The organism is Arthrobacter sp. Cza30 (genome assembly GCF_059090765.1).
In genome coordinates, this window is the sequence record NZ_JBNHGA010000002.1 from 12,775 (window position 1) to 30,357 (window position 17,583).

The 17,583-nt window shown below is 68.5% G+C and carries 17 protein-coding genes; 13 read left to right on the forward strand and 4 right to left on the reverse strand.

The features are described 5' to 3' along the window. Positions 1 to 194 precede the first annotated feature (194 nt). Positions 195 to 947, reverse strand: coding sequence for a hypothetical protein (locus AC5RVZ_RS05285; RefSeq protein WP_494064759.1), 753 nt, complete (start codon positions 945 to 947; stop codon positions 195 to 197). A gap of 153 nt (positions 948 to 1,100) precedes the next feature. Between AC5RVZ_RS05285 and AC5RVZ_RS05290 the strand changes: the two genes are divergently transcribed. The 13 genes from AC5RVZ_RS05290 to AC5RVZ_RS05350 all read left to right on the forward strand — a co-directional run bounded on the left by AC5RVZ_RS05290 (position 1,101) and on the right by AC5RVZ_RS05350 (position 15,421). Beyond that, complete coding sequence (locus AC5RVZ_RS05290) at positions 1,101 to 1,802, forward strand: winged helix-turn-helix transcriptional regulator (protein ID WP_494064760.1); 702 nt, start codon at positions 1,101 to 1,103, stop codon at positions 1,800 to 1,802. 68 nt (positions 1,803 to 1,870) lie between these two features. After that, positions 1,871 to 2,866 carry a mycothiol synthase gene (mshD, locus tag AC5RVZ_RS05295; RefSeq protein WP_494064761.1) on the forward strand — a complete coding sequence of 332 codons (996 nt, stop codon included), beginning with the start codon at positions 1,871 to 1,873 and terminating at the stop codon, positions 2,864 to 2,866. Between the two features lie 59 nt (positions 2,867 to 2,925). After that, a complete protein-coding gene (locus AC5RVZ_RS05300; RefSeq protein WP_494064762.1) occupies positions 2,926 to 5,148 on the forward strand; it encodes an RNA degradosome polyphosphate kinase in 2,223 nt (740 codons plus the stop codon). After that, positions 5,148 to 6,107, forward strand: coding sequence for an NUDIX hydrolase (locus AC5RVZ_RS05305; RefSeq protein ID WP_494064763.1), 960 nt, complete (start codon positions 5,148 to 5,150; stop codon positions 6,105 to 6,107). The genes AC5RVZ_RS05300 and AC5RVZ_RS05305 overlap by 1 nt, the downstream gene beginning before the upstream one ends. A 101-nt stretch (positions 6,108 to 6,208) precedes the next feature. Continuing rightward, positions 6,209 to 8,011 carry a hypothetical protein gene (locus AC5RVZ_RS05310; protein WP_494064764.1) on the forward strand — a complete coding sequence of 601 codons (1,803 nt, stop codon included), beginning with the start codon at positions 6,209 to 6,211 and terminating at the stop codon, positions 8,009 to 8,011. Beyond that, positions 8,008 to 8,415: a GntR family transcriptional regulator gene (locus AC5RVZ_RS05315; RefSeq protein ID WP_494064765.1), complete on the forward strand. Its 408-nt coding sequence runs from the start codon at positions 8,008 to 8,010 to the stop codon at positions 8,413 to 8,415. Before AC5RVZ_RS05310 ends, AC5RVZ_RS05315 begins: the two co-directional genes overlap by 4 nt. Positions 8,416 to 8,512: 97 nt before the next feature. Next, positions 8,513 to 9,274, forward strand: a complete 762-nt coding sequence (locus tag AC5RVZ_RS05320) for a thymidylate synthase (RefSeq protein ID WP_494065492.1) — start codon at positions 8,513 to 8,515, stop codon at positions 9,272 to 9,274. Beyond that, the gene (locus AC5RVZ_RS05325; RefSeq protein WP_494064766.1) at positions 9,271 to 9,900 is read left to right on the forward strand and encodes a dihydrofolate reductase; all 630 of its coding nucleotides are present in this window, start codon (positions 9,271 to 9,273) and stop codon (positions 9,898 to 9,900) included. The genes AC5RVZ_RS05320 and AC5RVZ_RS05325 overlap by 4 nt, the downstream gene beginning before the upstream one ends. A 147-nt stretch (positions 9,901 to 10,047) precedes the next feature. Next, positions 10,048 to 11,193, forward strand: coding sequence for an aspartate-semialdehyde dehydrogenase (gene asd / locus AC5RVZ_RS05330; protein WP_494064767.1), 1,146 nt, complete (start codon positions 10,048 to 10,050; stop codon positions 11,191 to 11,193). Positions 11,194 to 11,580: 387 nt separating this feature from the next. Further along, complete coding sequence (locus AC5RVZ_RS05335; RefSeq protein ID WP_494064768.1) at positions 11,581 to 12,339, forward strand: DUF222 domain-containing protein; 759 nt, start codon at positions 11,581 to 11,583, stop codon at positions 12,337 to 12,339. Then, positions 12,282 to 13,400, forward strand: coding sequence for an HNH endonuclease signature motif containing protein (locus tag AC5RVZ_RS05340; RefSeq protein ID WP_494064769.1), 1,119 nt, complete (start codon positions 12,282 to 12,284; stop codon positions 13,398 to 13,400). The genes AC5RVZ_RS05335 and AC5RVZ_RS05340 overlap by 58 nt, the downstream gene beginning before the upstream one ends. Before the next feature lie 233 nt (positions 13,401 to 13,633). Continuing rightward, entirely contained in the window at positions 13,634 to 13,996 is a 363-nt protein-coding gene (locus AC5RVZ_RS05345) for a hypothetical protein (protein ID WP_494064770.1), read from the forward strand. Between the two features lie 231 nt (positions 13,997 to 14,227). Beyond that, positions 14,228 to 15,421 (forward strand): carboxylate-amine ligase, encoded by a 1,194-nt coding sequence (locus AC5RVZ_RS05350; protein WP_494064771.1) that lies wholly within the window; start codon positions 14,228 to 14,230, stop codon positions 15,419 to 15,421. A gap of 142 nt (positions 15,422 to 15,563) precedes the next feature. Here the strand turns inward: AC5RVZ_RS05350 and AC5RVZ_RS05355 are convergent, their stop codons facing one another. Genes AC5RVZ_RS05355 through AC5RVZ_RS05365 form a run of 3 tightly spaced genes read right to left on the reverse strand, consistent with a single transcriptional unit; the run spans position 15,564 to position 17,567 of the window. Next, positions 15,564 to 16,643, reverse strand: a complete 1,080-nt coding sequence (locus tag AC5RVZ_RS05355) for a UDP-N-acetylmuramate dehydrogenase (RefSeq protein ID WP_494064772.1) — start codon at positions 16,641 to 16,643, stop codon at positions 15,564 to 15,566. Between the two features lie 37 nt (positions 16,644 to 16,680). Further along, positions 16,681 to 17,109: a MaoC family dehydratase gene (locus tag AC5RVZ_RS05360; RefSeq protein WP_494000536.1), complete on the reverse strand. Its 429-nt coding sequence runs from the start codon at positions 17,107 to 17,109 to the stop codon at positions 16,681 to 16,683. Continuing rightward, positions 17,106 to 17,567, reverse strand: coding sequence for an FAS1-like dehydratase domain-containing protein (locus AC5RVZ_RS05365; protein ID WP_494064773.1), 462 nt, complete (start codon positions 17,565 to 17,567; stop codon positions 17,106 to 17,108). Before AC5RVZ_RS05365 ends, AC5RVZ_RS05360 begins: the two co-directional genes overlap by 4 nt. Positions 17,568 to 17,583 lie beyond the last annotated feature (16 nt).

The following is a 17,583-nucleotide window of genomic DNA, read 5'->3' on the forward strand; positions in this document are numbered from 1 at the left end:
TAAACCACCAGCGAGGCAAAGCCCGCGATGCCAAGGCCGGCGAGGACCAGCAGGGACAGGTAGAAAATTTCAAGACCGAGATACGACATGGCTCCATAGTAACGGCCCCGGCCACAGGATGCCTGCCCGTGACGCCGGCCCGCACTGTGACCTCGATCATTCAGCGGCCCCGCTGATTCAGCGGCCTCGCCCATTCAGCGCAGCAGCATCCGCTCCAGGAAGTAGACCAGCGATCCGGCGGCCATGACTGGGGCGGCGCCGACGGCGAGCATCGCCGGCAGCCGGGTGGGACCGCCGTCGGCCAACACGAGCCGGCGGAAACTGACCAGGACGATGCCGGCGACGGCGCCCACAGCCGCGGCGGGCAGCATGTAGACGGTGGAGAACAAGGGGGCCGCCAGGGCCCCCGCCAGCGGGGCCAGGACCACGCCCAGCGGCGCGACGATCCGGTCGGGCCAGGGCAGCAGGCAGACGCCGATGGCCACCAGCATGCTGATCCCGGTCACCAGCATCATTCCGCCGTTGTTTGCATTGGCCGAGAGCCGGTCGGCGGCCACCCAGCCGGCGCCCAGCGAGGTGAGCACCACGCCGGCGCTGGCGCCGAAGGTCGATTCGAGCCGCCGGGGCTGGCCGGTGCCGCGGAGCAGCTGGATCAGGAAGACGGCCATCACGCCGAGCGCAATCACCACGGCCATCCACAGCAGCGGCATGCCGGCGGGCGCGAGGCCGGCGAGCACCGCCGTCGCAATCCCGGCCAGGGAGATGACGGCGGCAAGGGTCTTCTTGGCGGGCACGCCCAGCAACACCGGCCAACCGACCCCGATCACCACCGCGGCGACGCACACCGCCGCCGTCAGCACCGGGAGGGAGAGGTAGGAGGCGCCGATGACGGCGCACAGTACGGCGGCAGCGGCTGCGGCGACGATCCACGTTTTCACGCTAGTCATACTGCCCTATGACGCAGGGGCGGGGCGAGAAACCGCGGCCCGCGGGGCGCGGCGCTATACTTATGCCACCGTCCGGCAGGCTTCGCCTGCGTGTGTGAGGACGTACCGGGCCCGGCCCGATGATGTGCGCCGCGAAACCCCCCTGGAGGAACCATGCCGCACATTCTGCTGTTGACCAACAGTCCCGGCTCGTCGATCGACGTCCTGCCTGCCCTCGAGCTGCTGAACCACAAGGTCCACATCCTGCCGGCCGAACCGACCGCCCTGCTGGAAACCGATCCGGCCGACGTGGTCATGGTTGACGCCCGCAAGGACCTGGCCGGGGCCCGCTCGCTCACCCAATTGCTGAAGGCCACCGGCCTGGGGGCACCGCTGATGCTGGTGCTCACCGAGGGCGGCATGGCCGCCGTCAGCGCCAACTGGCTTGCCGACGACGTGGTGCTGGTGACCGCCGGACCGGCCGAGGTCGAGGCGCGGCTGCGGCTGGTAATCGCCCGCGCCCGTGCCGGCGACCAGGACACCGGGACGGAAATCCACGCCTCCGGCGTGGTGATCGACGAGGCCAGCTACAGTGCGCGCGTCGGCGGACAGCCGCTGAACCTGACCTACAAGGAATTCGAACTGCTCAAGTACCTGGCCCAGCACCCCGGCCGGGTGTTCACCCGCGACCAGCTGCTGCACGAGGTCTGGGGCTACGACTACTACGGCGGCACCCGCACGGTCGACGTGCATGTGCGGCGGCTGCGGGCCAAGCTGGGCCCGGACCACGAGCAGCTGATCGGCACGGTCCGCAACGTCGGCTACCGGTTCACGCTGGTGCGCGAGGCGGAAGAAGAACCCAGCGGCGTCGGCTGAGGCAGCCGGGTCTGCACCGGACCGCGGCGCCCTCCCGCCGTCGAAGGCCGCTCGGATAGTCTGTGCTCATGACTGCATCGGATTCGGACCTCTGGCCCGTACTGACCATCAAGGGCGCCCCCGACGCCGAGACCCTCGCGGACATCAAGGCGCTGGCCGCCGCCGCCGAAGAGTCAGACGGCAATCCCCCGCTCTCCGAACAGACGTGGGTGAACCTGCGGGCCCCGGAGTCGGCCGACGTGCTGGTGCTGGCAACCTACGCCGGCGAAGAGCGCTCGGATCCCGCCACCGCGACGGCGCTGGCCGGGGTCGCCGTCGTCAGCCTTGCCACCGCTGCCGGCACCGACAACGTCCTGGAACTGGTGGTGCACCCCTCCTACCGCGCCGAGGGCGTGGGGACCCGGCTGGTCGAGGCCGTCCAGCAGCACACCGAACTGCCCGGCCTCAAGGCCTGGTCGCACGGCGGCCACGAGGCCGCCGGACGGCTGGCCGCGCGCTTCGGTTTCGCCCCGGTCCGGGAGCTGTGGCGGATGCGCCTGACCCACCCGACTGGGTTGCCCGCCGCCGACTTGCCGCCCGGCGTGGCCATCCGTTCCTTCGTGCCCGGCAGGGACGAGGAGGCGTGGCTGGCCGCCAACGCCGCGGCCTTCGCCGACCACCCCGAGCAGGGCGCGATGACGCTCTCCGACCTGAAGGCGCGGATGGCCGAGGACTGGTTCGATCCGGCCGGCTTCCTGCTGGCCGAGCGCGAGGACGGCGGCGGCCTGGTCGGGTTCCACTGGACCAAGGTCCACCCGCGCTCCGGCAGCCACCCGTCCATCGGCGAAGTGTACGTCGTGGGCGTCACGCCGCAGGCGCAGGGCACCGGGCTGGGCAAGGCGCTGACCATCGCCGGCATCAAGCACCTGCAGGACGCCGGCGAGCACGCCATCATGCTCTACGTCGACGCGGACAACGAGCCCGCCGTCGGGCTTTACCGCAAGCTGGGTTTCACCCGCTGGGATGCGGATGTGATGTACGCACCGCAGGAGCAGGCCGGCGGGCAACAGTCGGTAACCTTATAGCTACCGGACGCCTCTACGATGAGGTGAGTCCGGCCCGCCCCAACGCCCCAGGAGAGAGCATGGTCATCGAACCCGAAACCGCAGCCATTCCCCGGCTGGGTTCCTCGGAAATGGTCCCTGCCCGCGCCACCCAGGACCGCATCGACATTCCCGAGTTCGCGCCCTCGCTGGCGCCCGACGGGGACTTCACGCTGGAACGTTTCCTTGACCGGGAAATCAGCTGGCTGGACTTCAACGCACGGGTCTTGGAACTGGCCGAGGACGAAGACCTCTACCTGCTGGAGCGGCTGAACTTCCTCTCCATCTTCGCCTCCAACCTGGACGAATTCTTCATGGTCCGGGTGGCGGGTTTGAAGCGCCGGATCGCCACCGGGCTGGCCGTGCCGTCCGCCGCCGGGCTCTCCCCGATCGAGCAGCTCGAACAAATCAAGGTCGCCGCGCACAAGCTGCAGCAGCGCCACGCCCGGATCTTCGCCGAGCAGATCCGCCCGGCGCTGGCCTACGAACACATCCACATCGTGCGCTGGGACGAACTGGACGAGGCGGCGCGGACCGAACTGTCCGTGATGTTCCGGGAGCGGGTGTTCCCGATCCTGACGCCGCTGGCCGTGGACCCGGCCCACCCCTTCCCCTACATCTCCGGGCTCTCGCTGAACCTGGCCGTGATCGTGCGCAACCCGGTGAGCGAGAAGGAACTCTTTGCCCGCCTCAAGGTCCCGGACCAGCTCTCGCGGCTGATCCCCGTCGACGGGCCCCGCGCCGGCTCGATCCCCGGCCGCACGGCCCGGTTCATCACGCTGGAAGACGTCATCGCCCAGCACCTGGACCTGCTCTTCCAGGGCATGGAAGTGCTGGAGCACCACACCTTCCGGGTGACCCGCAACGAGGACCTGGAAGTCGAAGAGGACGACGCCGAGAACCTGCTCCAGGCACTGGAAAAGGAACTGCTGCGCCGCCGGTTCGGGCCGCCCGTGCGGCTGGAAGTGGCCACGGACATCAACCCCAGCGTGCGCGAACTGCTGGTGCGCGAACTCGGCGTCGAGGAATCCGAGGTGTACGCGCTGCCGGCGCCGCTGGACCTTCGCGGGCTGGAGGCGATCTACCAGATCGACCGGCCGGACATGAAGTATCCGAAGCAGCTGGCGCACACCAGCCGCCACCTGAACGAAAGCGAAACGTCCAAGGCGGCCAACGTCTTCGCGGCCATGCGCCGGCGCGACATCCTGCTGCACCACCCGTACGACTCGTTCTCCACCTCCGTGCAGGCCTTCCTGGAGCAGGCCGCCACCGACCCGAAGGTGCAGGCGATCAAGCAGACGCTGTACCGGACCTCGGGTGATTCCCCGATCGTGGACGCGCTGATCGACGCCGCCGAGGCCGGCAAGCAGGTGCTGGCGCTGGTGGAAATCAAGGCCCGGTTCGACGAGCAGGCCAACATCGACTGGGCGCGGAAGCTGGAACAGGCCGGCGTCCACGTGGTCTACGGCATCGTGGGCCTGAAGACGCACTGCAAGCTCTCGCTCGTGGTCCGGCAGGAAGGCGACGGGCTGCGCCGCTACTGCCACATCGGCACCGGCAACTACCACCCGCGCACCGCCCGCTACTACGAAGACCTGGGCCTGCTGACGGCGAACTACCAGGTGGGCGAGGACCTGTCCAAGCTGTTCAACCAGCTCTCCGGCTACGCCCCGAAGTCCACGTTCAAGCGGCTGCTGGTGGCCCCGCGGTCGGTGCGCTCCGGGCTGATCGACCGGATCGAGAAGGAGATCGCCAACAGCAAGGCCGGCCGCGCCGCCCGCGTGGTGATCAAGGTGAACTCGATGGTGGACGAGGCCGTCATCGACTCGCTCTACCGCGCCTCGCAGGCCGGCGTGCGGGTGGACGTGATTGTCCGCGGGATCTGCGCGGTGCGGCCGGGCGTCCCGGGGCTGAGCGAGAACATCCGGGTCCGCTCCGTCCTCGGCCGGTTCCTGGAGCATTCGCGCGTGTTCGGTTTCGCCAACGGCGGCGAACCGGTGGTCTACATCGGTTCCGCCGACATGATGCACCGCAACCTCGACCGCCGCGTGGAGGCGCTGGTGCAACTGAACTCCCGCGAGGACATCAACGACCTGCTGGCCGTGATGGACCGCTACATGGACCCCGGCACCGCCAGCTGGCACCTGGACAGCGACGGCGCGTGGACCAGGCACCACAAGGACGACGACGGCAACCCGCTCTCGGATATCCAGTCCTGGCTGCTCGCCTCCCGCTCCCGCCAGCGCACCGTCACCCGCCGCTGATGACGCAGAGCAAGACCAGCGACGCCGGCGCTCCCCCGGGCGTCAGGATCACCGCCGCCGGGGCTTTGTGCTGGCGCGTCCGCCAGGGCCGGCTGGAGGTGCTGTTGATCCACCGGCCGCGCTACGACGACTGGTCCTGGCCCAAGGGCAAGCTGGACCGGGGCGAAACCACCCCCGAGTGCGCGGTCCGCGAGGTCCACGAGGAAATCGGCGTGCAGGTGCGGCTGGGCATCCCGCTGCCCACCATCCGCTACCGGGTCAACGCCGGACTCAAGCAGGTGGTGTACTGGGCCGCCAAGCTGGAGAAACAGGACCCCGTGCCCGACGGCGAGGAGGTGGACCGCGTGCTGTGGTGTCCGCCCGCCACGGCCCGTGAACTTCTGACCAACCGTTCGGATGTGGAACCGCTGGACGCGTTGGAGGCCGCGCATCAGCGGAACGAACTCGATACCTATCCGTTCGTCGTCGTCCGCCATGCCAAGGCCAAACCGCGGTCCGCCTGGTCGCAGGCCGAGGGCGAGCGCCCGCTGGTGGCCACCGGGAGGCGGCAGGCGCTGGCGGTGTGCCGGATGCTGTCCGCCTGGAAACCGAAGCGGATCGTCTCGAGCCCCTGGCTGCGCTGCGTCCAGACCGTCACCCCGTACGTGCTGCACACCCAGACCAAGCTGCGGACCGTCGAGGCCATCACCGAGCACAACAACGAGCGCAACCCGAAGAAGGCCCGGGCCGCCCTCATCCAGATGCTCGACAAGGGCAAGCCCACCGCCGTCTGCAGCCACCGGCCGGTGCTGCCGAACCTGTTTCAGGTGCTGGCGGACCGGATGGATCCCGAACTCGCCGCGCAGCTGCCCACGGACGATCCCTACCTGCGGCCGGGAGCCGTGCTGGTCTGCCACATCGCCAAGCACCGGGGCGGGCGGATCGTCGCGCTCGAAATCCTCGACGCCTACGACGACTAGCGGCACCTGACGAGTGCTCGTGCCGCCCGGCAACCCCCACCCTTGACCCGTGGCCGCTTTGTATCAAATACTTGAGCCATTGATACAGCACGAGGGGGATCGTGGACCTACTGACCAGCACCATCACCGGCCTGCTGTTCGGCGCCGTCATCATCTACGGCGTGCTGCGGATCATCGCGGGCCGCAGCGACGCCGCGCCCGACACCACCCGTGACGCCGCCCGGATGCATGCGTTCTGGACGGCCCTCATCGCGTTCTTCGCCAGCGGGCTGTCTGCGGCCTCGAAGGTCGGCGACATTCCGGCCGCCTACTACGCCGGACATACACCGACGCCTTCCTGGCTGGCGGACCTGCTGACCGTCCTGGTGCCGCTGATCAGCTTGGCCGGAATCTACATCATCGGCCAATACACCTGGCCCAAGCCCCGCGGCAGGGTCCGACGCGCCGACATCACTATCCGGCGCATCCGCGACTACATCCCCTCGGCGCTGCTCTCGGTCATGATTGCGGCGGCCGTGCTGGCCGTGATCGCGGCGATCGCCGTCCGGGAGTTGCCGGGCATCGAAGGATTCAGCGGTTCCCAATCCGTCGCCGGTGTTGAGGTCTCCGGCGAGCACGACGGCCGCCAGCCCGGCAGCTACTTTGCGCCGATCCTGCTGATCGGCATCCTGACGCTCGCGGCCGGCGTCGCCACAGCGACGGCGGTCATCGTGCGCAGACGCTCCGTGGACTCGCTCAACCGCGGGGACAACGACATCTTGCGGTGCATCCTCATCAATCGATTGTTCCGCACGGCCACCTTGCTCTTCGCCTCGCTCGGCACCATGGCAGTCAGCTTCGCCAATCACCAGGCGCCGGCCCTCATCCTCGACGGACCAGCACCGGCCACGGGCTGGGAACCCGCCCAGCAACTGGCAGGCTGGCTCACGGTCGCGCTGATGATCGCCATGGCCCTGTGGCGCCCTCCCCTGTTGGCCCCAGACGGCACTCCGGGCCGTCCGGTCATCTACCGCGGCAGCTACGCCGCGGGGCAGGAGATTACGGAGACCATGCATACTTTCGCGATGGTCTTCACCGCAGTTGCGCTGGTTGCTGTCGGTGGGTGGGCCGGTTTCGCGGTCCAGCCGGCCACCGTCTCCGGCGACGGGAACCCCATCTTCCCTGCCTCGCCCTTACTATTGCTGCCTCTGGCGTTTGCGGTGCCGGTGGCCGTGTTCTTGGCCGTTGTCGCAGCCGGGGAAGTTCGGCTCTGGCGCGGCCACACGAGATCGTCCGGCCAAGCCACTTCCGGGTCGCCCTCTTACTACCGGATGGTGCCTGCGACCCGGCTGGTTCCGCGCCCGCTCCTTGCCGCCGTTGCCGCCGGGGCGGTGCTGCTGGCCGTCGCCGTCGGCTTCAATGCCGCCGCCCCGGGCCGCCAGCCCGACCTGCTGGCAGCCTTCGCCGTGGCCGGTCTTGCCCTGCCCTTGCTCGGCGCAGCGGTCGTCCTGTTGGTGCACCGCCGTCCCCCGCTGTTCGAGGCAACCCCGGAGGCGGACAACTTGCTCCGCTGCGTTTCCGGCTTCCGCGTTGCGCGGATGACCGCCGCCGGGCTGTTCGCCCTGACCGCCCAACTGCTCAACGCACATCCGGCGGCCTGGGGCTGGTTCCTGGACGGCGGCATCTCGTTCTACCTCCACCAGCTTTCTCCCGGCCTGCATACGGCGCTCCGCATCACCACGGCCGTGCTCTACCTGGCCGCCATCGTGCTGGCGCTTCTACCGGGAGCATCGCGACCGCGCCGTTCGATGGCCAGCTATATCGGCCATCCCGTCACGCAGCACTCCGGCAACGCCGTCGGCGGGCCTCCCGGCCTCGGCCGGGACCGCGACGAGTCCGCCGTCCACCAGGACCGCACACCGTGAGCACCCAGATCCGGGTGGACCTGGCGGCACCGACTCCGCCGTACGAACAGATCCGCAGCCAGGTTGCCTCGCTCATCGCCGTCGGCACGTTGGTTGCCGGACAACGCCTGCCCCCGGTGCGCAGCCTGGCCGCAGACCTGGGTGTGGCCGCCGGCACCGTGGCCCGTGCGTACAAGGAGCTTGAGGCCGCGGGCCTGCTCGTCAGCCGCCGGCGTCATGGCACTACCGTGGCTGACACGGCAGCCGCCAGGCACCAAACCGCAGCGGGTTCCGCCGAGGTGGGCCTCGCCGTCGTACATTTGGTGCGCGCTGCCCGGGACGCGGGACTGGACGATGAGACGGTCCTGAACCTGGTGCGCGGCCAGCTGCGGCGCCCGCGCGGGCTGGCACCGGACGCACCGTGAGCCTGCCATCCGTCGGCAGCCGCCGCAGCACCCCTCAACTACACTGGACGCTGTGAACGCGATTCCCACCCCGTACGAGGACCTGCTGCGCGACGTCATGGCCAACGGCACGGCCAAATCCGACCGCACCGGCACCGGCACCCGCAGCGTCTTCGGCCGCCAGCTCCGTTACGACCTAACCCAGGGTTTCCCGCTGATCACCACCAAGCGCGTGCACTTCAAGTCCCTGGCGCTGGAGCTGCTGTGGTTCCTCCGCGGCGACTCCAACGTGAAATGGCTGCAGGAACGCGGGGTCAAGATCTGGAACGAATGGGCGGACGCCGACGGCGAGCTCGGCCCGGTCTACGGGGTGCAGTGGCGGTCCTGGCCCACGCCCGACGGCGGACACATCGACCAGATCGCCCAGCTGGTCGAGGACCTGAAGAACAATCCGGACTCGCGCCGGCACATCGTCTCCGCGTGGAACGTGGCCGAGATCAAGAACATGGCCTTGCCGCCGTGCCACGCGTTCTTCCAGTTCTACGTGGCGGACGGCAGGCTTTCCTGCCAGCTGTACCAGCGCAGCGCGGACATGTTCCTGGGCGTGCCCTTCAACATCGCCTCCTACGCGCTGCTCACCCTGATGCTGGCCCAGCAGGTGGGCCTGGAGCCGGGCGACTTCGTGTGGACCGGCGGCGACGTGCACGTCTACGACGACCACGTGGACCAGGTCCGCGAGCAGCTGTCGCGCGAGCCCTACCCCTACCCCACGCTCAACATCCTGCGGAAGCCGGAGAGCATCTTCGACTACTCGCTGGAGGACTTCGAGGTGGCCGGCTACCAGCACCACCCGGCCATTAAGGCACCGGTGGCCGTATGAGCGCCGACCACCTGGCCGCGCGCCCGTACCCGGACAGCGTCGCCGAAGCTGTGCTCGGGGCCGGACGGTCCGGGGCCCTCGCCGCTCCGGTGGTCGGCATGATTTGGGCTCAGACCAGCAACGGCGTCATCGGCCGCGACGGCGGCATGCCCTGGCACCTGCCCGAGGACCTGGCACACTTCAAGCGGACCACGCTGAACCACCCGGTGATCATGGGACGCAAGACCTGGGAGTCCTTTCCCGACAAGTACCGGCCGCTGCCGGGGCGCACCAACATCGTGGTCAGCCGGCGGCCGGACCTGCGCGGGCAGCTGGCCGCGGCGGGCGCCGTCGTCGTCGAAACCATCGAGGACGCGCTGGCGGAGGCGGCGGCCAGCCCGGGCGGCGACCAAATCTGGATCCTGGGCGGCGGCGAGATCTTCAACCTGGCCCGGCAGCACGCGAACGCGGCCTCGGTGACGGTCATCGACATGGAGACGGACGGCGACACGTACGCCCCGCAGCTCGGCCCCGAATGGACGTTCGAGGGCGTCACCCCCACCGAGGACTGGCACACCGCGGCCAACGGCACCCGCTACCGCATCTCGCTCTGGGTCCGCGGCCCGGAAGTGGGCCCGGCCGATTAAGGCCCGGCTTGGGCGTGCCCGGCTTGCGCATGCCCGGCGAGGGTAACGCCGACGGCGGGCACCGTCGTCGTACGTGTGACGCGTCCTTTCCGCCAGTGCTGCGTAGCTCACAGCGCCCAAATTGACCCGGCCGGTAAAATGGACTGCATGACTTCCCCTGCAGCCACTTCATCTGCCCAGTCCGTCGGCCTGATCGGTTGGCGCGGCATGGTCGGCTCCGTCCTCATGCAGCGCATGCAGGATGAAGGCGACTTCGACCTCATCAACCCCGTGTTTTTCTCCACGTCGAACGCCGGCGGCGACGCCCCATCCTTCGCCGCGGGTGCAGGCAAGCTGCAGGACGCGTACGACATCGAGACGCTGGCAAAGCTGCCGATCATCCTGACGGCGCAGGGCGGCGACTACACCGCCGAGGTGTACCCGAAGCTGCGCGACGCCGGCTGGGACGGCCTGTGGATAGACGCGGCGTCCACGCTGCGGATGCAGGACAGCTCCATCATTGTGCTGGACCCGGTGAACCGCGACGTGATCGACGCCGGCCTGGCCCGGGGCGTCAAGGAATTCATCGGCGGCAACTGCACCGTCTCCTGCATGCTCATGGGCCTGGGCGGGCTGTTCAAGAACGGCCTCGTCGAGTGGGGCACGTCCATGACCTACCAGGCGGCCTCGGGCGGCGGCGCCCGGCACATGCGCGAACTGCTGAACCAGTTCGGTACGCTGAACGCCGCGGTGGCCGACGAGCTGGCGCAGCCCGCTTCCGCCATTTTGGAGATCGACCGCAAGATCCTGGCCCAGCAGCGCAGCCCCGAACTGGATGCCTCCCAGTTCGGCGTGCCGCTGGCCGGTTCCGTTATCCCGTGGATCGACAAGGACCTGGGCAACGGACAGTCCAAGGAAGAATGGAAAGCCCCCGCCGAGACCAACAAGATTTTGGGCTTGAGCGACGACAAGCGGATCCCGTTCGACGGGCTGTGCGTCCGCATCGGGGCCATGCGGTCGCACTCGCAGGCGCTGACGTTGAAGCTCACCGAGGACCTGCCGGTGGCCGAAATCGAGCGGATCATCGACGCCGACAACGAGTGGTCCCGCGTGGTTCCCAACACCAAGGAAGCCACCATGGAGCACCTGACGCCGGTGGCGGCCAGCGGCACGCTCGAGATCCCGGTAGGCCGTATCCGCAAGCTGGAAATGGGTCCCGAGTACATCAGCGCCTTCACCGTGGGCGACCAGCTCCTGTGGGGCGCGGCGGAACCGTTGCGCCGCATGCTGCGCATCGCCACCGGCAACCTCTAGGGCTTGCCGGTCGGCAGGAGTGCCGGCGGAGGCCATGAGCCATGAGGAGCCCGTCCCTTTGGGGTCGGGCTCCTGCTGTTTAGGGGTGGGCTCCCGCTGTTGGCAGTTCGCTTTTCCGGCGGCGCATGCTGCCCATGAAAGTCCCGCTACGCCGTATCCTGAGCTGTCAACATCAGGACCCTATGCAGGGGACCCCGTCCTCCACCGGCAGGTGACGGCTCCGCGTCGAATCGTTCGCCTCCGACTTGTCCTGCACCGGGAAGGACGGTCCCCCCGTTCAGCCGTCCGCCTGCTGAGTTGTCCTCCACAGGCAGGCGTCGGGGGCAGGTTTTGCACTTTCCTCGAAGACCCGTTCTACCCCGGGTGTGGGCTGCGTAGCGTTGAAGTATGGCAGCGGAACCGTTCGACGAGGCGCAGGAGCCGGAGGAATCCTCCGGCACCCCTGCCGCGCCCGACGACGGTGTCGCGCCCGAGGATGGTTCCGCCGAGCCGGTACCGGTGCCGCGGGGCTGGGCGGACGATTGGCAGGAGCTGGGACCGGCGGAACTGGCCGGCCTGCTCGCCGGCACCGACCCCGCGGCCCTGGACGACTGGTCGACCCTCGATTACCTCCAGGCGGTGCGCAAACACGAGGCCTGGACCCAGTCCCGCAGGCTGCGGGCCGTGCACCGCCTGGTGGTACTCCGCCCGGCCACCGGGGCCGATGCCGGGGCACCGGACGGGATTTGCCGGCACGCCGCGAACGAGCTCGCACCCATCTTGGCCCTGCCCCGCCAACGCGCTGCCGCGGAACTGGCCGACGCACACCAGATCGCCACCTGCCTGCCCGCCACCCTCGCCGCCCTCGACAACGGCGATCTCGACCTGCCCCGCGCCTCCGCCATCGCCCGCAAAGGCGCCGACCTGCCGCCCGAGGTCCTGGCCGGCTACGAAGCCCGCGTTGTTCCCGGCGCCGGGGCCATCACGCTGGAATCCGTCCAGGCCCGGGCACGCACTGTCCGCGACCGGCTACACCCCGACCCCTCGAGACCCGGCACCGGGCCGCGATGGAACGCCGCACCGTCCACTACCAGCCCCAGGACGACGGGATGGCCGAACTCTACATCCGCACCAGCGCGGACAAGGCGCTGCTCGCCTACAACCTGATGCAGGCCCACGCCCGCAAACTCCAAACCGTTGACGAAACCCGAACCCTGGGCCAGCTCCGCGCCGACGTCTTCACCGACATGCTCCTGCGCTACCCAGGCCACGCCTACCAGCCCACGGCCACCGCCACACCAACCAGAACCGCCGCCGGCGGCACAGTCGCCACCCAAACAGCCACCGCCAACGGCGAAACAGCGGCCCACCCAGCGGCAGCCGGCCCGCGGCCACCGACCCGTTCCGGAACTGCGGCCGGATCCGGGACCGCCCCCGGCCCCGCAACGGCAACGGAAACGGCAGCCGCTCCACCTGGCGCCCCCAAGAAAACCGGCTCCCACATCCCAGACGCGGAAGTTGCGGCGGACACCGCCCGAAACACGGCAGCCGGAGGGACGGCAGGGCAGGGGCCGTGTACCTGCGGTTCCGGGAACGTGACCGCCTCCGTCGCCGTGACCGCGCCCCTTGCAACCTTGCTGCGGCTTTCCGAAGAACCCGGTGACCTCACCGGGTACGGGCCCATCCCGCCGGGCATGACCCGCGACCTTGCCGCGCTGGCCAAGTCCTGGTTGATCGTGCTCACCGATGACTATGGCAGGGCAGCCGCCGTCGCCAAAGACTTGCGCCACCCACCCGAATGGCTCAAACGCCTCGTCCGGCTACGCGACCGCCACTGCCGCGACTTCGGTTGCACAGTCCCGGCGGACCAATGCGAGATCGACCATACGATCGCCTGGGAAGACGGCGGCAAAACAGTCCTGGAAAATCTCAGTGCCAGGTGCAAACCCGGCCACATAACCAAACACAACGGCGGCGGAACCGTCACGCAGGACCCCGACGGGACCCTGCACTTCACGACCCGCTCCGGCCACACCCACACCACCACCCCCGACGAAGGGTGGACACTCACGCTCCCCTCGGCACCCAGCGGCGGAGCCACGGAAAGCCCGGACGAACCGGCAATCGGGCCAAGGGGCGACGACGGCGGCGAGGACGGCGGCGACGGCGACGGCGGCGGAGACGAAGCCACGGACGGCCCGTGGGACAACACCCAACCACCGTTCTAGACAGACACCCCGCCACCGTTCTTATTGACGTAAAGCGAAACCCATAGCAAGAGGATTCAACAGTGACCAGGTATGCGAGGCCCAAGGCACGAATCGACGATGCGCTTCGGGAGTTCTTCGTCCAACAACGTCAGGTAAGACCAATCCAGCTCGACCGCTCACTCAGGTTGGAGTCTCACCTGAGGCGCTTTCTGGAGACCCGCGGTCCTGCCTACCTCTCCGAAGAATGGTGGATGATGCTCCAGTTGGAACAGTGCTTCGAGCCGCACGATGCCTTCGCACGGCTCCTGCCCGCCGATCATCTGCTGCCACCGATGCATGAGTTCTTGTCACCTGACTGGCTCATGGATCACGGTACAGACCGGTTGGTCCAGGTGAACCACAGCTACCGCCTGGTCTGCTGGCTTTGCGCCAGCGGGCTGGTCAATCTTCGTGCGCTTCGCCCGAGCATCATCCGCTTCATGCTTCGGCATGACGAGCTTTCCGCACATTCGAGGCGCCGCGTTGAACGGCAGCGCATCCCACGACCGGCAGGAGCACCGCAGGTCGACGCTCCGCAAGCTGACGCGGCGATCAGACGGGAAGACCTTCCCTAGGAGCAGTCCGCGCCAGACAGGGTCGCCGGATGTCCGATGGCCTCCCGCACGGCGCGGCCTGGACGCACGACGCCGCGTCTGCCCCTCTTGGTGAATCGCCAGTGCATCGGGGCGAGGGACGATTGCCGCTGTGGACCGCCAGGCTTCCCGCCCCTACGCTCGTTGGTGAGCCCGGCTTGCAGCGGCATCCCGGCCGTTACCACCGGCACAAGCCCGGCGAAAGGTGGTTGCATGCGCACTCTCGGTGTCGAAGAGGAGCTACTGCTGGTCGACCCCGCCACGGGCCTGTCGGTGCCGCGCGCGGCAGCCGTCATGGACCGGTACCGCCTCCCAGCGGCAAACACCCATCAACCCGGGCAGAAGGGATCCGCCGCTGCCTCTGCCTCCACCGGGCCGACGCTCGCGACCGAACTGCAGCAGGAACAGATCGAGGTCATCTCCCCGCCCCGCGCAACCTTGTCCGACCTGGAAGCCGAAATACTAGCCGGACGAGCCTTGGCCGACGCTTGTGCCCGCGCTTCCGGAGCCAGGGCCGTCGCGCTGGCCACATCACCGTCCCCGGCCGCACCGCATCCAGCTCCTGATACCCGCGTCCAAGCGCTGAGGGCGCAGTTCGGGCTAACAGCAGAAGAGTCCTTGACCTCCAGCTGCCATGTCCACGTCAGCGTGGATTCTGAAGAGGAAGGCGTGGCCGTGCTGGACCGCATCCGGATCTGGCTTCCCGTCCTCGCCGCCCTCAGCAGCAACTCCCCGTTCTGGCAGGGCCGCGACACCGGGTACGCCGGATACAGAACCCAGGCTTGGTTGCGCTGGCCGGGCACCGGGCCATCGGAAATCTTCGGCTCCGCTGCCGCGTATTACCGCTCGCGGAGGCGTGCCTTGGACAGCGGCGTCGTACTCGACCACGCCATGCATTATCTCGATGCGCGGCTGTCCCACAAGCACCCCACTGTCGAGATCCGGGTGGCCGATGTCTGCCTTCAGGCCAGCGACCCCGTGTTGATCGCCGGTTTGTCGAGGGCACTCGTGGAGACGGCGGCGAGAGAGTGGAGGTCCGGGTTGCCCCCTGCACCGGTTCCGGCGTCGGTACTCCGGTTGTCCGCTTGGCAAGCCAGCCGCTGGGGCATCGCCGGTAATCTCCTGCATCCCCTCAGCGGCGTGCCTTGCCCGGCCGGCACCGTGATCTCCCTGCTCTTCGAGCACACCCGACAAGCCCTTGCCGACGCCGGAGACGAGACCAGCATCAGGCTCCTATGCCAGGAGGTCCAGGCGCGAGGCACGGGCTCCCGGCTGCAGCGCGAAGCCTTCGCACGCGGAGGACTCGTGGCCTTGGCAGGCACAGCGGCCTACTTCACCCACCTCACCCCGAAAGAACCTGCGCCGGCGGACGACGACCTCGTGTCCGAGGTGCCCGGGCATTCGTAGGGCGCGCACTCCTGCCGGCACCGGGCACCCCGTGCGGACGGCCGGACACCGGCTGCCCCCGGCGCTCACAAGCCGCGGTGGACTAAACCGGCAGACAGGAGACCAGGGAGCCCAAGCGACTAGGCGACCAAGAGGCCTGCAGCTACAGACTGCAGCCAATCAGAAGCGGCTCAGGCTGAAGCCGGATCCCGAAGGACCGTTCAACTCCGTCGCGGACTGCCCGGGCAACCGCGAGGATATCCTCGGCGCTGGCGCCGCCGCGATTGGTAATCGCCAACGTGTGTTTGGTCGAAAGCGAGGCGCGGCCGCCCGCCACCTCGTAGCCGCTGAGGGGACCGTTCGACGTTCCGGAAAGTCCAAAGCCCTTCGAAAAGCCCGCGTGGTCAATCAGCCAGGCAGCACTCAGCTTGGCCTTGTCCTCGGCCGGCCAGCGTGGCGCGTCAGCCGGCAGTTTCGCCGCCGTGTCCATGTCGACAATGGGGTTCGTGAAGAACGAGCCCGTGCTGAACGTGTCCCGGTCGGCTAGATCGTGGACCATGCCCTTGGAGGCGCGGAGCCGGAGTACCTCACGGCGAACGTCGGCGGCCTTGGCCACGGCTCCGACGTCGACACCCAGCACGCGTGCCAGCTCCGCGTAACGGACCGGAAGGCTCTGACGGCTGGGAGCCAGGCGGAACTCGACTTCCAGCACCACGAAGCGCGGAGATCCATTGGACGTGCTCTGTTTCAGGACGGAATCCCGATAGCCGAAGGTGAGGTCGCGGTTCGCGAATTCCCGGACGGACCCGGTCTTGCGATCCCAGGTGCGGACCCGGACGATGGTCTGCGAGACATCGGATCCGTACGCGCCGACGTTCTGAACAGGCGTGGCCCCGGTCAGTCCGGGAATGCCGGAGAGCGCTTCCAGCCCTGCCCATCCGTTGTCGACCGTCGACGCCACCAGCTCGTCCCATGGCTGTCCCGCCTGCACAGTGAGTCCGACGGCGCCGTCATCCTCCCGGACGCTGTAGCCGCGGTTGGCGATGGCCACCACCGTGCCGGGGTAACCGTCGTCGGAAATCACGAGGTTGGACCCGCCGCCAATAACGAGCAGGTGGTCTCCGGACTCGTCGGCGGCACGGACGGCCTCGATGATCTCGGACTCGGAGCCTGCTTCGATGAATTGCCGGGCGGGACCGCCCACACCGACCGTGGTCAGCGGCGCAAGAATCGTTTCAGTCACGGGGCGGGCCTCTCCGCCGCCGTGTGCGCGGTGCGGTTTACCAAATCTTGACGACCGCCTGGGCTTTGACCAGTACCTTCACGCCTGCTGCGGTCACGGTCAGGTCGACCCGCGCCGTGCCGTTGTCCTGGTCGATGGCCCCGATGGCGCCGCTGACGTCGATCGTGGCGCCGGGTCCGTCAAGATCCTCCACGAGGACCGGCTTGGTGAAGCGCGTCTGGTAGTCGACGACGGCGGCCGGGTTGCCGATCCAGTCCGTCACCAGTTGCACCGCGGCGCCCATGGTGAACATGCCGTGCGCGATGACGCCGGGGAGGCCTACCTGCTCGGCGAAGCGTCCGTTCCAGTGGATCGGGTTGAAGTCGCCGGACGCTCCGGCGTACCTGACCAGGTCAGCGCGGGAAACCTCAATGCTCCGTGAGCCAATGTCCTGTCCAACAGTCAGTTCGTTCAGTTCAACGCTCACTGGTCTTCCCCTCTCACCAGGATCGACGACGTGGTGGTGGCCGTTTTCTCGCCGGCGACCGTGCTGATTTCCGCCCGGGTGGTGATCATGGCCCCGCCGCCCATTGCGCGCACCTGGTCGACGTGCAACTCGGCCACCAGTTCGTCGCCGGCGACGATCGGCCGGTGGTGCACGAAGCGCTGGTCCGCATGGACCACGCGGGAGAAATCGATGCCGGAATCAGGGTCCTCGATCAGCCGGGCATCCGCGCGCTGGGCCACGATGATGGCGAAGGTGGGCGGAGCCACCAAGTCGCCATAGCCCAGTTCCTGCGCGGCTTCGACGTTGAAGTGCGCAGGATGCGTGGCCTTGACCGCCGAAGCGAACTCGCGGATCTTCTCGCGGCCCACGGTATAGGCGGCGCCGGCCGGGTAGGTGCGGCCGGCGAGGTCGGGGTTGACCCCGGCATGTTCGGACATGGATCTCCTTCGGATG

Excerpts from the sequence above, each read along its gene's own strand:
- asd (WP_494064767.1), top strand. The coding sequence starts at position 10,048 with ATGACTTCCCCTGCAGCCACTTCATCTGCCCAGTCCGTCGGCCTGATC.
- AC5RVZ_RS05320 (WP_494065492.1), top strand. The coding sequence starts at position 8,513 with ATGGCCAACGGCACGGCCAAATCCGACCGCACCGGCACCGGCACCCGC.
- AC5RVZ_RS05290 (WP_494064760.1), top strand. The coding sequence starts at position 1,101 with ATGCCGCACATTCTGCTGTTGACCAACAGTCCCGGCTCGTCGATCGAC.
- AC5RVZ_RS05335 (WP_494064768.1), top strand. The coding sequence starts at position 11,581 with ATGGCAGCGGAACCGTTCGACGAGGCGCAGGAGCCGGAGGAATCCTCC.
- AC5RVZ_RS05350 (WP_494064771.1), top strand. The coding sequence starts at position 14,228 with ATGCGCACTCTCGGTGTCGAAGAGGAGCTACTGCTGGTCGACCCCGCC.
- AC5RVZ_RS05285 (WP_494064759.1), bottom strand. The coding sequence starts at position 947 with ATGACTAGCGTGAAAACGTGGATCGTCGCCGCAGCCGCTGCCGCCGTA.
- AC5RVZ_RS05340 (WP_494064769.1), top strand. The coding sequence starts at position 12,282 with ATGGCCGAACTCTACATCCGCACCAGCGCGGACAAGGCGCTGCTCGCC.
- AC5RVZ_RS05300 (WP_494064762.1), top strand. The coding sequence starts at position 2,926 with ATGGTCATCGAACCCGAAACCGCAGCCATTCCCCGGCTGGGTTCCTCG.
- AC5RVZ_RS05345 (WP_494064770.1), top strand. The coding sequence starts at position 13,634 with ATGATGCTCCAGTTGGAACAGTGCTTCGAGCCGCACGATGCCTTCGCA.
- AC5RVZ_RS05325 (WP_494064766.1), top strand. The coding sequence starts at position 9,271 with ATGAGCGCCGACCACCTGGCCGCGCGCCCGTACCCGGACAGCGTCGCC.
- AC5RVZ_RS05365 (WP_494064773.1), bottom strand. The coding sequence starts at position 17,567 with ATGTCCGAACATGCCGGGGTCAACCCCGACCTCGCCGGCCGCACCTAC.
- AC5RVZ_RS05305 (WP_494064763.1), top strand. The coding sequence starts at position 5,148 with ATGACGCAGAGCAAGACCAGCGACGCCGGCGCTCCCCCGGGCGTCAGG.
- mshD (WP_494064761.1), top strand. The coding sequence starts at position 1,871 with ATGACTGCATCGGATTCGGACCTCTGGCCCGTACTGACCATCAAGGGC.